Annotated in this window: 8 protein-coding genes and 1 pseudogene; 5 read left to right on the top strand and 4 right to left on the bottom strand. The window is 54.5% G+C overall.

What is annotated here, in order from left to right; all coding sequences use genetic code 11:
• Nucleotides 1-88: 88 nt before the first annotated feature.
• Entirely contained in the window at nt 89-4,636 is a 4,548-nt protein-coding gene (locus tag DYA43_RS05080) for an amino acid adenylation domain-containing protein (RefSeq protein WP_061056362.1), read from the bottom strand.
• Nucleotides 4,637-4,978: 342 nt separating this feature from the next.
• Between DYA43_RS05080 and DYA43_RS05075 the strand changes: the two genes are divergently transcribed.
• Entirely contained in the window at nt 4,979-6,049 is a 1,071-nt protein-coding gene (locus DYA43_RS05075) for a 3-deoxy-7-phosphoheptulonate synthase (protein WP_061056361.1), read from the top strand.
• Nucleotides 6,050-6,133: 84 nt separating this feature from the next.
• Here DYA43_RS05075 and DYA43_RS05070 read toward each other — a convergent pair whose 3' ends face one another.
• A complete protein-coding gene (locus tag DYA43_RS05070; RefSeq protein ID WP_061056360.1) occupies nt 6,134-6,919 on the bottom strand; it encodes a 2,3-dihydro-2,3-dihydroxybenzoate dehydrogenase in 786 nt (261 codons plus the stop codon).
• A 277-nt stretch (nt 6,920-7,196) separates the two neighbouring features.
• Between DYA43_RS05070 and DYA43_RS05065 the strand changes: the two genes are divergently transcribed.
• Nucleotides 7,197-8,381, top strand: coding sequence for an isochorismate synthase (locus tag DYA43_RS05065; protein ID WP_061056359.1), 1,185 nt, complete (start codon nt 7,197-7,199; stop codon nt 8,379-8,381).
• A gap of 89 nt (nt 8,382-8,470) precedes the next feature.
• Nucleotides 8,471-10,009 (top strand): annotated as a pseudogene (locus DYA43_RS05060) ((2,3-dihydroxybenzoyl)adenylate synthase); the annotation flags it as partial.
• A gap of 183 nt (nt 10,010-10,192) precedes the next feature.
• On the opposite strand, the gene DYA43_RS05055 reads toward DYA43_RS05060, so the two are convergent.
• A complete protein-coding gene (locus tag DYA43_RS05055) occupies nt 10,193-11,080 on the bottom strand; it encodes an isochorismatase (RefSeq protein WP_061056357.1) in 888 nt (295 codons plus the stop codon).
• A 378-nt stretch (nt 11,081-11,458) separates the two neighbouring features.
• Entirely contained in the window at nt 11,459-12,649 is a 1,191-nt protein-coding gene (locus DYA43_RS05050) for a sugar transporter (RefSeq protein ID WP_020330058.1), read from the bottom strand.
• Nucleotides 12,650-12,901: 252 nt separating this feature from the next.
• Here DYA43_RS05050 and DYA43_RS05045 point away from each other — a divergent pair, with 252 nt between their 5' ends.
• Both DYA43_RS05045 and DYA43_RS05040 read left to right on the top strand, forming a co-directional pair.
• Nucleotides 12,902-13,522 (top strand): NAD(P)H-dependent oxidoreductase, encoded by a 621-nt coding sequence (locus DYA43_RS05045; RefSeq protein WP_061056356.1) that lies wholly within the window; start codon nt 12,902-12,904, stop codon nt 13,520-13,522.
• Entirely contained in the window at nt 13,519-15,441 is a 1,923-nt protein-coding gene (locus tag DYA43_RS05040; protein WP_061056355.1) for a monovalent cation:proton antiporter-2 (CPA2) family protein, read from the top strand. The genes DYA43_RS05045 and DYA43_RS05040 overlap by 4 nt, the downstream gene beginning before the upstream one ends.
• The last annotated feature ends 39 nt before the right edge of the window (nt 15,442-15,480 follow it).

Raw genomic sequence — 15,480 nt, 5'->3', positions numbered from 1 at the left:
CATCGTCAAAAAAAAAAAAGCCGCTTCAACGAGCGGCTTTGTTATTTCGACAGGGCGAAGTCATTTCGTTAACTCACCGGACAGCACGTCAACTTAGTTCGAGCAGTTTCGACACCTGCCCGGCGTTCTTGCAACCCAAGAGCTGGCGCGGCTGCACCGATTTGCCAAAGGTTTGACTGAGTTTCTCCGCCACAGCTTTCACGTGGGATGGCATCAAGCCAGCCTGAATAAACTCGGCATGTTCCGTCAATGAAGCGGCGCGCTCCCCCAACACCTGCTGATAGACATCAACGATGGATTGCCAAGGCGGCGTTTTTTCTGGCGTCAGCGAAGTGGTTTGAGACTCACCGAATGGCGCCTCTACGCTAGCCGCCGCATTGCGCGGCGATTCACTCGCTGCCGTGAGCATGGCCAAAAGCGCGCGTTTGTCTTTCTTCCCATTGGCAGAGAGCGGGAAACGCTCCAACGGCACAAAACGCTGCGGCAGGTGCGATGCGGGCAGCCGCTGCCCTACGATGTCACGCCACTGCGCCGCATTTTTCACAGCGCCGTCAACCGGGACATAAAACAGCGCCAAGCCAACATCGCCGGTGATCGGGTCGTTAAAATCAATCACTGCTAAATCTTGCACGTTCGCGACATTCATCAGCACTTTCTCCACATCAGGCAGCGAGATGCGTACGCCGCGCACTTTGACGTAACCGTTAATCCGCCCAGCGAAGATGAGGCGCCCATCGTCGCGATAGTAGCCCAGATCACCAGTTTTAAAGGCGCGTACACGCTCACCGTGTGGCGTCTCGATGGTCATGAAATCGGTTTGAACCACCTCGCCATCAACCAGATACCCCAGCGACAGGTTCACGCCCGCCGTGACGATGCGCCCCACCACACCTTGGGGGCAGTGTTGGTGCTGCTCATTCACCACGTAGTATTGCGTGCCCGGTAGCGGCGCGCCGTAAGGAATAACAACGCCATCCTCAGGTTCAAGCTCATGCCAGATGCTCCAGATGGTGGTTTCCGTCGGCCCGCCAAGCGAGAACAAGCGTGCGTTAGGCAGACGCTCGCGCAGCGTCTGAATAGTCTGCGGTTTGATGTAATCGCCGCCCTGCGCAATCAAGCGCAGCGATTGCCCTTGCGAAGTCGACTGGCAGGCCAGCAGCATCTCCAAAATGGCGGGCACCGAACACCACAACGTAACGCAGTGCCGCTCGACCAAGGTGTTCCAGTGCAGCGCATCCTTTTCGGCCTCAGGTTCCGGAATGACCAAGGCAGCGCCCGCGCACAACGACCCCAGCAGATCAAACACCGACATGTCGTGATGCTGCGGCGTCACCGAGAGCATGACGTCACGCTCATTCACCTGCCACGTCGCTAACGTGTGATGGAGCACATTGGCGGTCGCGTGGTTGTTAAGCACCACACACTTGGGCTGCCCCGTCGTGCCAGAGGTATAGAGGTAATAAGCGGGTGCCTCACTGTGACTGCGCGCGCGCAGCACCTCTTGGCTTGGTAAGCGCGCCGCTTTGAGCGCTGGCTGCAGCAGCTCACGCATCGCGACACAATGCGGGTGTTCAACATTTTCCACATCGTCGCTGGCCACAATCACCAGCGCTGGCTGGCAGTGCGACAGCAGATACGTTTTGCGCTCCGGCGGACTGGCGGCATCAATCGGCACCCAAATAACGCCCGACAGCGCGCAGCTCAGTGTTGCGATGACATGTGCTGCGCTGCGAGGCAGGCAAATCGCCACCACGTCGCCAGCTTCAACACCGCGCGCCTGCAGATGGGCCATCATGTTAGCGACCTGCTCTCCCAGTTGCTGATAGGTCCAGCGCTGCTCACCGCAGAAAAGCGCAGTGCGCTGACTCGGCATGTCCCACAGGCGCTCCGCCAGCGTGGTCAAAAACGGCGCCGTCCCGTCATCCGAGTCTTCGGTGTTGCGGTGATAGTGGCTTAAATCCAGCGCTTCGCGGCTCACCCACTGCAAACTCTGGCGTTCAATCATGCTCAGCGCCGCTCGCTTGCAACTGGTCAACCACGCGGCCACCTGCGCCTGACTCAACGCTTGCGTGACATAATCGGCGCTGATGACCAGATTTTTATGTGCGTCGTAAGCAAGGCGAATATCGAGCGCGATCTGCGGCGTTTGGGTCAGCCCATCATGCTGCTGCAACGTATTGTCGGCTCGCAGCGTTTCCCACCCCAATCCATTGGTGATCACCACGGGCAGCGGCAAGGTGCGCGCTGGTAACTGGCTCATCAATTGGCGGTTAAGTTCAATGCCCGAAAACGCCAGATGCGCCATGCCTTCGGCTACATCGCGTTGCACACGCCGCGCTTGCGTAGCGAAGTCCGCTTCATCCAACGCGTAGGTCAGCGCTATAAAGCTGGAGCGATTGGTCAACTCTCCGGCCTGCGGGGGCGGCGCAACCGGCAAACCGATGCACAAAGGCGTACCCGGACACCAGTTCGCGAGGGTGTGCATGGCCAGCGTTGTCAACACGCTGTTCGGAAACAGTCGTTCACTTGCCGCCAATTTCAGCAGCGCGCGCGTTTCGTCGCGGCTCAGCGTGACGCTTTCTCGCGCGTAACGCGGTTGGTAGAGGGTATGAAGCGGCGCTTGCCACGGCAGCGCCATCGGTTCGGTCACACTGCCCAGCTTTTCGCGCCAGTAAGCTTGCGCCGTTTCGCGCGCGTTGGCTTCTTGCTGCTGAGTGACGTTTTGTTGAGTGGTGTGTTGCTGAGAAAGAGGCTTCGCTGACACCTCGCTCATGGCACCCCACGCAGGGGGCGCGGCGACGTGCTTGGGGTGATTTTCCAGCAAGCGAGCCAACAGATAGGCAATGGAATGGCCATCGGAAATCAGCGCATCAAAACTGGTGAGTACAATGTGGCGAAAAGCGTCAGTTGCCAGCGTGTCCGGTTCAGCTTCGGGTAGCGACACTAACCAGATTTTCCACGGTGAGCGCGATAAATCATGCCGACTGTGCGAGACCTGCTCGATCAGTGCCTCCGCTTGGCTTAATGCCTGCGCCCGACTCCGATCACGCAGGTCGCAATGCTGCCAGTTGAGGATTCGCTCATCACTCACCCATTGCGTGAGCGTAGTGTCGTCGATGCGAGTGCGCAGCACGGGCAGTGTGTCCACCAGTTCCACCAACCGTGCGTGCAGCTGATCAGCGTCGACGGTACCGCGATAAACACGAAAATCCTGCATCGCCACGCCACCCAAAGGTAAGTGCTCACTGCGCCCAACCAGATACGCCTGTTGCAATCCGTTCAGTGGTATTTGGTGAGGGCGTTGCGCGCTGCTGGCCGCATTTGTCGTCTCAATACTTGTCGCCTTAATAGTGCATGGCTGCAACACACGTTCGGCGCGCTCAGCCAACTCACTCAACAGCGCTACATAACGGGTGAACAGCGACTGATAGAATTCGCGCGGCACACTGTCCGTGCGCACATCCCAGTTGATCAGAACGCCGCGCTTGTAAGGCACAATCTGCGCGTCCAGCAGCACATGCGCGCCCTGAGAACAGGCCCATACCATGTCGCCCAGCGTGTCGTGCACCCGCTGAGAATAGAGATCGCCGCCGATGTCCCAGCCCGAGGTGAACACCACTGGCGAGGTTTGCAGGGAACCCTGCTGGCGCGACAGATCGCGCATGACATTAACGCCGCTGTAATGACGATGCTCCAAGCACGCCATCAACTGATGTTGGGTTTGTTCAAACAGCGTTAAAAGTGGTACGTTCGGCGCACAATTAGCGCTAAATAGCGTTAAATTAGCAAAATCCCCCACCGTATCGTCAAAGCCTTGCGGGCGATAAAACAGCGGCACGTTGATACGAAACGCTGGCTGTTTAAGGGCATCCGCCAACAGCGCATTGAACGCACCGAGCGACACAGCGCTCAGGCTGAGGTGATGTTGGGCGGCCAACGCTTCGAGTTGCGCGCGCTGCTGAGCCGACAGTTCAAACGCCAAGCGCTCAGTATGCACAGCAGCCGTATCTGGATTAACGGGATCACGCTCGGGCAACTTGGGCGCAGGCGCAATCGTGCTTTGCAGCGCCTGCCAGTAACGGCGATCGCGCGCTGCTAATGCCTGCTGCGCAGCCGTCGTCATTTGACGTTGAAACTCAGCAAATGGCGCGCTGCGGGCATCACTCAGTTCACCATGATAAGCCGCAACCAGCGCTTCTATCATCAGACGAAAACTTTGCGCATCGGCGGCAATCATGTCGACATCCACATGCAAACGAAAGCGATCGTCAGGTAACTGAGTTAAAACAAACTCTGCGCCTTGCCCTTGATTCAATGCCAGCTTTTGATGGGTTTTCCGCTCACGCATGATCCGAAGTTTTTCGTCGCAATCCGCAGCGTCGAGCGCACGCCAATCCAACACCTGCAATGCGTGAAATTCGTTGAGTTCACCGACGGACCATTGGCCGTCCTCGCTGACCGTAACGCGCAGAAGCTCATGGCGAGCAAAGAGCGTGTGAACCGCCGCGGCCAGTCGCGTTTCACCGATTCCCTGCCCTTCAAATTCGATATACAAATGGGCCGCATCGCCAGCCCTTGGTGTGGTGGATTGCCTGCCTACCCAATAGGCCGCCTGTAACGTTGTCATCTCGTGCATGATGTTTTCAACACGCCTCTTGTTGTGTTGTGATTATTTGTTAGTCACCATTATTGTTACAATTAAATACACATAATGACAATAATTATCATTTACAACAACCAGCATTGGCATCACTGCACGCCTACAAAGGTTATTAAAATCATTGTGTTAAAAATTCGTTGTTTGGCCCACCTCCTCCTATTTTCTCGCCTCAACATCACATTCCAGCGTGAATCGCCGCTTGACAACAAAACCGAGCGTTGCCGATAATCGTCAATATCAAAACTGATAATAATTATCATTTGCAAAATATAACAACGATGATTCCGCCCGTTTTACTGCCCGTCTTGAGGGGGACGAATGCAAATCCTTAACAACGTCATACGCTCAACCACTGTCGGCCAACTGCCGTTTGTCGAAACACTGCTTGGATCAATTCCCACCAGTGCCACCCAGCAAGCCCTGATTACCCAGCGCCGCCAAGCGATCGCCGCCATTCTGGAGGGCCAGGACCCGCGCCTGCTGGTGATTGTCGGACCATGTTCGATTCACGATCCGAAGCAAGGGCTTGAATACGCACGTAAACTCGCCGCGGTACAAGCCGATTACGCCGACCAACTGCTGATTGTGATGCGCACCTATTTTGAAAAGCCGCGTACACGCACCGGCTGGAAAGGCTTGATTGTCGACCCCGACCTCGATGGCGCGCACAACATGGCGAAAGGTCTGAGTGTTGCCCGCATGTTTTTGCGTGACGTGACCGATTTAGGGCTGGCGACGGCCACCGAATTTCTCGACACCACCGTTTATCCGTACATCAGTGATCTGATTTGCTGGGGCGCAATCGGCGCGCGAACCACCGAGTCACAAATTCACCGCCAAATGGCGTCCGCACTGCCCTGCCCGATCGGGTTTAAAAACGGCACCGATGGCAACGTGTCCATCGCGATTGATGCGATTCACGCTGCGCAGGCCGAGCACGTGATGAGCGTACCGGGCACTCAAGGCGCCCCCGCCTTGGTGATGACACACGGTAACCCGCACGGACACGTGATTTTGCGCGGCGGCAAAGTACCCAATTATCACAGCGATGATGTGGTGTCGGTGTCGAAACAGTTGGAGGAAAGCGGCCTCAATCCGCGCTTGATCATTGATTGCAGCCACGGCAACAGCCTGAAGAAAGCACACAATCAACTCGGCGTAGCGCAAGATATCGCGCAGCAGTTGCTGGCGGGCGAAACCTGCATTGCTGGCGTGATGTGCGAAAGTTTTCTCAAACAGGGCAATCAGAGCCTGGGGAACGGGGACTTGGAGCCGGGGCTATCGATTACCGACGAATGCCTGAGTTGGGACAACACAGTTAAACTGTTGGATACGCTGGCGGAAGCAATGAATGGCGTGCTCTCGCAACGCTATTCCACCGTCGCCTGATTCGGCAATATCACGCACAACAAAAACCCCGCGAATACGGGGTTTTCTTATATGTACGAGATTTTCTTATGTGTGTGAAAGGCCTCAGTTGTCGAGCGTCGCGCCTCCGTCAACGCGCAAATCGTGCATGGTGATGTGATTGGCCGCATCCGACAGCAGAAACAGAATGGTTTTGGCAATGTCCGCCGGCTCTGCGATTTTCTGCAGCGGGATTCCGAGGCGATAACTACCCGCATCTCCGGCGATGGCATTGGCTTCGCCATAATGTTCGTTCCACAACTGCATTTGCATATCGGTCCGTGTGGAGCCCGGGCTGACAATGTTGCACCGCACACCAAACGGCGCCAGCTCGATGCCCATGCACTTCACCAGCATGTGCAGCGCCGATTTCGACGCCCCATACGCCCCCATATTCGGGCGCGGCGTGTTGGCCGCGTTAGAACCGATGACCACCATCGCACCGCGTTTGGCCGCTTTCATCGACGGGCTGAGCGCCTGCATCACACTCAGAATACCAAAGGTGTTGACCATAAACGTCTCATGCACCTGAGCATACGGCATGTCGTTGATGGCGCCCAAATGCAAAATACCCGCACAACTGACCAAATGATCGATCGGACCGTGTTGCTGCTGCAGCGCCCCAATGACGGCCGCCGTTTTATCCGTCTGGGTCACATCCAGCTCGGCACATTGCAGTTTTTCCCCATACCGGGCACGCAACAGTTCGGTGTGACTCAACAGGGTTTCGATACGCACATCGGTGGCCACCACGCGCGCGTTTTGCGCCAGCAAATGTTCTACAACACTTAAACCAATCCCTCTCGCGGCTCCGGTAACCAATACCATTTGCTCATTTAATGACAAATCCATCGTTATAACCTTTTATTTAGCATGAATATAGCCAGCACTTACTGACTGAACTGTGAATTAAGCACGGTAAAAACTGTGACCTTTAATCAATAATGATATTTATTATCAAATGACAATGATAAACGTTATCATTAAAAGTGTTATAACTGTATCGATTGCCCAATGAAATGGCAAATGATCTCTACCTCGGTGGTGGGCCACTGTGCATGACGCGGCCGACCGCTGAGTCACATCAGAAAATAAGTAGTCACGTCAGAAAGTAAAAGAGGGATTCAAAATGCAACGTGAAGTGATTGGCTATACAAAAATGGAGAGCGAACTGCTGAGCGATCAGCTTGAACGCGCGCCGTTTTTCTTCGCTTCTCCTAATAATACGATGCTGGGTATCGGCATCGAGCAAGAAATCCACCAGCCTATACCCTTTGCTCAGTTGGCAGAGCAAGCGCAAACCATGCTGCAAGCCGCAAAACAGCACGAATCGGATAACCCGGTGCTGTTTGGCATCGTGCCATTTCGCGAAGAAAATCCGACCCGATTTGTGATTCCGCAGCAGCTGTTTGTCTCCAGCAGCACACGCGGCTCCGCCAACACGGCGGCCAACCAAGCGGCGCAGGCCAAGGTGATTTCCTCCCCATCTGGACAACATTACCGCCAAGGCGTGAGCGATTTGCTCAATCTGTTCGCCACCACTAACCTCGCCAAAGCGGTGCTATCACGTGCGGTGGAAGTGGAAACCGACACCGACATTCACCTGCCGGGCCTGCTGCGCAACTTGCTTGCGATCAATGCCAAAGGCTACACCTTTGCCGCCGACACCTTGCCGGGCGTGAAGCTGATGGGTGCAAGCCCTGAACTGCTGGTGGCGAAAAAAGGCAGTTACGTGGTGTCGAACCCGTTGGCTGGCTCACGTCCGCGCTCAGCCAATGAGGTACAAAACGACGATTCACGCCTGTCGCTGCTCAACACGCAAAAAGATTTGCACGAGCACGGCTTGGTGGTGGAAGAAGTGGAACGCGTGCTGAGTCAGTACTGCCACAACCTGTATGCGCCGATGATTCCGTCGGTGATCGAAACCCAAACCATGCTGCATCTGTCAACGCTGCTTGAGGGCCAGGCGAACGACGCCAACCTCAATGTGCTGAAGATTGCGGCCGATTTACACCCGACGCCGGCGGTATGCGGCTATCCGCGCGCCAATGCCTATGAAGCGATTCGCAACATTGAACAGTTTGATCGCGGTTATTTCACCGGCATGGTGGGCTGGTGCGATTCGCGTGGAAACGGCGAATGGGTAGTGACCATCCGCTGCGCCGAAGTGCAAAAACGCCAAATGAAGGTGTACGCCGGTGCGGGCATCGTCCACGAATCTGTACCGCAAAGTGAACTGGATGAAACCGGCGCCAAGATGGGCACCATTTTATCCGCCGCTGGCATTCAGCTGAACGAACTCCTCACCGCCTAGGACGCCCCATGAACGCACAACGAGAATTAGATTACACCCCTTGGCCGCAGGAGCTGGCCGACCATTACCGCACGCTGGGTTATTGGCAAGATAAAACGCTGTTGGATTACCTGCTGGAAACCGAAGCCAAGTTTGCACAGCGCGAGGCCATTGTGTGTGGCCAACGCGCGATCAGCTATCGCGAACTGGTCAACAGCGCGGCACAACTGGCAGCGGCATTTCGTCAGCTCGGTTTGCAGCGCGGCGACAACGTCGTGTTGCAAATGACCAATATTGCCGAGTTTTATCAGTGCTTCTTCGCCCTGCTGCAAATTGGCGTGCGCCCGGTGCTTGCGCTGCCCGCGCATCGCCAAATGGAAATCAGCTACTTCTGTCAGCACGCCGATGCCAAAGCGTATCTGATTGATGGCGAGGCGAGCAGCTTCAATTATCAGGCATTGGCAAACGACATCGTGGCACAGTGCCCGACCATTGAGCATGTGATTGTTCGCGGCCAAGTCACGGTGGACGACCACCGGTTCGTGGCGCTTGATGAATGCCGTCAACCTGCGCTGCAAGAGCAGGATGCCGACGCCAGTGATGTTGCGTTTTTCCAGCTGTCGGGTGGCACCACAGGCACGCCGAAACTGATTCCGCGCACGCACAACGATTACGCCTACAGTGTTACCGGCAGTGTGGAGATTTGTCGTTTCGACCATACGACGCGCTTTTTGTGTGCGCTGCCGGTCGCGCATAACTTTCCGCTCAGCTCTCCGGGCGCTTTGGGCGTATTCTGGGCGGGAGGCTGCGTGATTCCTACCCAAGATCCAACGCCACAACATGCGTTTGAAATGATTGAGCGTCACCGTGTCACCGTGTCTGCGCTGGTGCCGCCACTGGCACTGCTGTGGATGGATTACGCCGAGAAGGCCACACACGACATTTCCAGCTTGGAACTGCTGTTGGTTGGCGGCGCTAAGTTTAGCGAAACCGCGGCGCGGGAACTGCCAAGCCGGCTTCACTGCCGCCTGCAACAGGTGTTTGGTATGGCCGAAGGGTTGGTGAACTACACTCGGTTTGACGACAGTGATGAGGTGATTGCAAGCACCCAAGGCCGCCCGATTTCACCGCACGATCAAGTGCGCGTGGTCGATGAGGACGGGAACGATGTCGCCATCGGTGAAGAGGGATTTCTGCTCACGCAAGGGCCGTACACTATTCGCGGTTATTATCGCGCGCCAGCGCACAACGAGCGTTCGTTTACCCCAGATGGCTTTTATCGCACTGGCGATCTGGTCAAACGTACTGCGGAAGGCAACATCATTGTGACTGGCCGCGACAAAGATCAGATTAACCGTGGCGGCGAAAAAATCGCGGCGGAAGAGATTGAAAACTATCTGCTGCGCCACGAGGCGGTGCACGACGCGGCGCTGGTGGCGGTGCCGGATGATTATTTGGGCGAGCGCAGCTGCGCAGTGATCGTCAAGCGCGAAGGTCATCAGGTCAAAGGATTGGAGCTGAAACGCTTTCTGCGTGATTTAGGCTTAGCGGATTTCAAACTGCCGGATCAAATCCAGTTCATCGATGTGTTGCCGAAAACGTCAGTCGGCAAAGTCGACAAAAAAGGACTGCGTGCGCTGTACAGCTAAGCAATCAACGCACGCAAAAAAGCCCGGTTGACCCGGGCTTTTTCATGCCTCTTTTTTCGCTCTATACCGCCATATCAGCAGCATTGGCTTCGCCGGTGCCGTGCGGATTTCGTTGCCCCATAAAAAAGGGCTTTGCCAGTGGTAAACTCGCAAAGCCCATCAACCGGTTTGGCCACCATGACGTTATGCCATGGCAGGTTCCGCCTCCGTTCGCGTGGTCGGTTCACCGATAAGCATCCACCACTCCTGCAACGTCACTTTCTCAATCAGTTGCGCGAACGTCACATTCACACCGTACGGACGCCACTTCTCCAGCAGCACCATGGCGCGAATCGAATCCAAGCCGAGGAACAGCAGGTTCTCGTTCACATCGACTTCATCGAGATCCAGCGACAGCGCTTCAGCCACATCGATACACATTTGATCCAGCGTCAGTGATGGCTTGCGGGCAAGCGTCTGCTCCACCGCGTGCAGTGTCTGCACACTTGCAGCGCGACCTGCCAGATAGTTAAGGGTATGAATGTGATCCTGCTGACTAAAATCGGCAATCGCATCGCCAATCACAAACGGTTTGATATCCAGCATGAACGCTTCGAGCGCAGTCGACAAAATACCGATGTGGCCGTATACGCCGCAGATGATCAGTTGATCTCGACCCTGCGCCTGCATATCTTCCAGCAGCGAGGTCTTCTTAAATGCGCTGTAACGCCATTTCACGTATTCCAGGTCATCTGCTTCTGGCGCTAATGCTGCAAGAATCGCCGTTTCTTCTTGTAGTCCAGGCCCCCAGAAATCGGCCAGCAGCGCACGCTCTACAGGATCTTGATTGGCTGGCTGCGCCGTATACACCACCGGAATGCCGGCTTGTTTAGCCGCCGCTTTCAAACGTTGAATATTGTTGATGATGTCGCTCATCGGCGACTGAGTGGTATCAAAGAAGTTAACGAAGTATTCCTGCATATCGTGGATCAGCAGCACAGCCTTGGCGGGGTCAATCTGCCACTGAGTTTTGTTGAGCGGGTAGTGTTCGCTGGCAGGCAGTGAGTAACCTGCAATTCTTGGGATTGCCATTAATCCGAATCCTTAATTCTTGTGAACCTCGACCATTCCAACTGACCGCGCTCTTCGCGGCCACTCGGGTTGGACAGATCTCTTTTTTTAGATGCTGACGTTGTTAGCGCGCCCGCCTTGTTGTTTTGAAATATTCCCAGAACACTTCAAAACTTCAGCCACAACAAGGCGGCGCGTTAAGCTGACTGCATACTAGCAACTCACCAACATCATGTAAACGATATTCATTCTCATTATTATTCATCATGATAAAAATGAATGCATTTTGGAATCGGATTCGAGTTTTTCATGCCGTTGTGATGGTTTTGCAACCAGCTCTCGTCTTTCGCGGACAATAAAAAAGGCAGCCACATGGACTGCCTTTTTCGCATTTAACCATCAACGAATCGATGGGAATTTTTTCAGCAAGGTCACAATCAGCAACAGCGCCAGCAGCGCAAAGCCGGAGCCAACATAACCAATCGCTTCCAGTGAGCTGAAATGAATGACTTTAGCGCCAATCAACGCGCCAGCGCCAATACCCAAGTTGATGATCCCGGAGAACATCGACATGATCATATCGGATGCATTGGTGTCGATATTGAGCACCTTAACTTGCATCGCAAGACACACGATCATCAATGCTGTCCCCCACAGCAACAACAATGTGCTCACACCCCATGGGCTGCTGGCCGAAAGCAGCAGTAATACCATGCACAACATGACCACGGCAGTATTGCTCACCAGCAATTTGGTGTTGGCGCGCTCACCCCAGTAGCCAAAAATTACACTGCCCAGAATACCTGCACCGCCAAATAGGAGTAGCAGGAAGGTGGTGAAGTTTTCACTCACTTGGCCTACCACTTTCACAAACGGTTCAATGTAGCTATACGCGGTGTAGTGCGCGGTGAACAGCAGGAAGATAAACAGGTACAAACCGAGCAGCGTTGGTTTACGCAGCAGCTCCGGCAGTTTTTTCATCGAGCCTGAGAACAAACTTGGCAAGGTTGGCAACAAACGGAACAGCGCAAACATGATCAGCAATGCCGTCACACCGATGACACCAAACGTCACGCGCCAGCCCAGCCACTGCCCGATAATCCGCCCCAGCGGCACACCCAATACCATCGCCAAAGAGGTGCCTGTTGCCAGTACGCTCAGTGCCAGCGTTTTCTTACCCGGAGGCGCAACGCGTATCGCAATCGACGCCGTGATCGACCAGAACACCGCATGCGCAAACGCGATACCAATCCGGCTCGCCACCAGCATTTCAAAGTTCCACGCAATGACGGAGAAACCGTGGCTGACAATAAACAGCGTGAACACACTCAACAGCAACGTTTTGCGTTCCATTTTACTGGTCAGCATCATCATCGGCAGAGACATCGAAGCCACAATCCAGGCATAAATGGTCAGCATCCAACCCGCCGAGGCAAGCGGCACATCGAAGTCTTTCGCAATATCGGTCAGCAAGCCGACCGGAACGAATTCTGTGGTGTTAAAAATAAAGGCACTGAAGCCCAGCGCAAAAACGCGTAAATATTGGTTGTGGCGCGAATTGTCATTCGCCGCCGAAGCGGTTTGAGTCATATGCAAACAGGATGTTCTAGGAGGAGGACAAAGAGTGATCATTGTCTCGCTTTTCTTACATAAAGAAAAGAATTTATACAACTTATTTTATATCTCGTTATTTCTTTTACATTTGGGCTACCTGACCGGGCTTTCCCCTGCCACATCTGAGATCAAATAGGTGTAAATTCTTATGCATACGCCAATATTCATTTGAATGCAGTGACGAATTGGATAACTATTTTAACACGCTCAACCACACGCCAAGATTCTATGACCAGCCAACGTATTCTGATCCTCTACGCCCACCCTTGTCAGCACAAGAGTGAAGTCAACGCACGCCTGTTTAAAGCCGCCCGTTACGCACGCAACGTGACCCTTGTCGATCTCTATGGCGAATACCCGACGTTCAATATTGATGTCGACAAAGAACAGCAACGTCTGCTGGAACACGATGTGATCATTTTTCAGTTCCCGATGTACTGGTACTCCACTCCGTCGATTCTCAAAGAGTGGCAGGATCTGGTGTTGGAGTATGGTTTTGCCTATGGTCAGGACGGCACGGCTTTGCACGGTAAAACGCTGCTGTGTATCACGTCAACGGGCGGAAAATCCGAGAGTTATCAGGCCAGTGGCTATAATCACTATAATGTGCGTGAACTGCTGCGCCCTATTGAGCAGATGGCCGGCATGACCGGCATGCATTATCTTGCGCCGTTGGTGCTGTTTGATGCCCGCGCCGCATGCGACGACGAACGTCTCAACGCGCACATCAAACGGTACATGCAGGTTCTGCAGGCCTTAGGCGATGATCGCATCGATATCGAACGCGCCGGCGAACTGTCGACACTCAATCAATACTTCCGCCCTATGGAGCTGAGACACTCTGCATGACCAGTTATTTTATTCAGGCCTTCATCTATCTTGTCGCTGCGGTGATCGCGGTGCCGCTTGCCAAGCGTTTTGGCCTCGGCTCAGTATTGGGCTACCTGATGGCAGGCGTGGTCATCGGTCCGGTCGTCGGACTGGTTGGCGATGAAACATCCACCATTCAGCATTTCGCCGAATTTGGCGTGGTGATGATGCTGTTTCTGGTCGGTCTGGAACTGGAACCGAAAATGCTGTGGGCGATGCGTACACGCCTGCTCGGTCTGGGTGGCTTGCAGGTCGGTGTCACCACGCTGGCGACCATGGGCATGTGTTTACTGTTTGGCCTCACCTGGTCTGTGGCGCTCACCATCGGTTTGATTTTCTGCCTATCTTCGACCGCGATTGTGCTGCAAACCTTTAACGAAAAGCGCCTCAACCGGACTGAAGGTGGTCAAAATGCGTTTTCGGTCCTGCTGTTTCAGGACATCGCCGTCATTCCGATGCTGGCTTTTATTCCGCTGTTGGCGTTGCCTGAGCTGATTGAGCAAGCGCAAACAGCGGCCAATGCCGCCGCCGCGCATCACGATGAACTGACGCTGATCGCCGACCTGCCGGGCTGGGCATACGGTCTGGTGATCACCGCAGCAATTGCCACCGTGGTGGTGGGCGGTCACTACCTCAGTCGCCCGCTGTTTCGCTTTGTAGCCAGCGCGGGCGTACGCGAAATCTTTACTGCTACGGCACTGATGCTGGTGGTCGGTATCGCAACGTTGATGAATGTGGTGGGCTTGTCTCCGGCACTGGGCACTTTCCTTGCCGGCGTTGTCCTCGCCAACAGTGAATTTCGCCACGAACTGGAAGCCAACATCGAACCGCTGAAAGGCTTGTTACTCGGGCTGTTTTTCATCACCGTGGGCGCTGGCATCAAATTCGACATTCTGTTCAGCCACTTCTTTATCATCATCGGCGCCACCCTCGGTGTCATGTTACTCAAAGCGTTGGTGCTCTATCTGTTGGCGCTGATCTTTCGTATCAAAGGCAGCAACCGCTGGCTGTTTACCCTCAGTCTGGCGCAGGCGGGCGAATTTGGTTTCGTACTGTTAACCTTCACTCAGCAACGTCATGTTCTGCCTGCCGATTTAGCGCAGATACTGTCTCTGGTGGTCGCGCTGTCGATGTTCCTCACTCCGGGGCTGTTCATACTGTTCGACAAAGTGATTCTGCCGCGGTTTGAGCAGGTGACCAACGAACGTGAAAGCGACACTATCGACGAAAAAGGCACCGTGATCATCGCAGGTATCGGCCGTTTCGGCCAAATTGTTAATCGTCTGCTGGTTGCCAATGGCGTTCAAACTGTGGTGCTCGACCATCAGGCGGTGCAGGTTGATAACCTTCGTCGTATCCGAACCAAAGCGTACTTCGGTGACGCGACCCGCCCAGACCTGCTGCATACCGCCGGCATTGAGGAAGCAAGCTTGCTGGTGGTGGCGATCGACAATCAGGAGAGCAGTGTTGAGCTGGTGAAATACGTCAAACACACCTACCCCCATGTCAAAGTGCTGGCTCGGGCGTTTGACCGTGGTCATGGCTATCGTCTGCGTCAGGCTGGGGTCGATATGGCGGTCTCGGAAACCTATCACTCTGCACTGGAAGTGGGGGCAGCGGCAATGAAGACTCTGGGCTTTCACCCCTTCTTCGTCGAACACCAGAAAAATATCTACAAGAAAGTGGAAAGCACGCACTCCGATGGCTTATACGCCGCCTGGAATGCGGAGACTTTCGGTAAGGAGCGGCTGGACAACAACTACATCAAGCTATTTATTGAACTGGAAGAGCGCCTGAAAGCTGAAATGGCGTTCGACCGCACTGATCGTCGTTTTGATACCGAACGTCACTGGACGCCACCGCCCAAAGAAACGGCTAGTGACAATATGCAAAAATAGCCTTGGATGACTAAAAATAACGTTTAAACGAATTTCTCC

The sequence above is a fragment of the Vibrio fluvialis genome (assembly GCF_900460245.1).
Taxonomy (GTDB): domain Bacteria; phylum Pseudomonadota; class Gammaproteobacteria; order Enterobacterales; family Vibrionaceae; genus Vibrio; species Vibrio fluvialis.
Note: the sequence above shows the minus strand (reverse complement) of the source record. Positions and strands in the feature narration are given on the sequence as shown.

What these genes read in the sequence shown, in the direction of transcription:
- DYA43_RS05045 (WP_061056356.1), top strand. Translation starts at nt 12,902, where the DNA reads ATGACCAGCCAACGTATTCTGATCCTCTACGCCCACCCTTGTCAGCAC.
- DYA43_RS05065 (WP_061056359.1), top strand. Translation starts at nt 7,197, where the DNA reads ATGCAACGTGAAGTGATTGGCTATACAAAAATGGAGAGCGAACTGCTG.
- DYA43_RS05080 (WP_061056362.1), bottom strand. Translation starts at nt 4,636, where the DNA reads ATGCACGAGATGACAACGTTACAGGCGGCCTATTGGGTAGGCAGGCAA.
- DYA43_RS05055 (WP_061056357.1), bottom strand. Translation starts at nt 11,080, where the DNA reads ATGGCAATCCCAAGAATTGCAGGTTACTCACTGCCTGCCAGCGAACAC.
- DYA43_RS05070 (WP_061056360.1), bottom strand. Translation starts at nt 6,919, where the DNA reads ATGGATTTGTCATTAAATGAGCAAATGGTATTGGTTACCGGAGCCGCG.
- DYA43_RS05040 (WP_061056355.1), top strand. Translation starts at nt 13,519, where the DNA reads ATGACCAGTTATTTTATTCAGGCCTTCATCTATCTTGTCGCTGCGGTG.
- DYA43_RS05050 (WP_020330058.1), bottom strand. Translation starts at nt 12,649, where the DNA reads ATGACTCAAACCGCTTCGGCGGCGAATGACAATTCGCGCCACAACCAA.
- DYA43_RS05075 (WP_061056361.1), top strand. Translation starts at nt 4,979, where the DNA reads ATGCAAATCCTTAACAACGTCATACGCTCAACCACTGTCGGCCAACTG.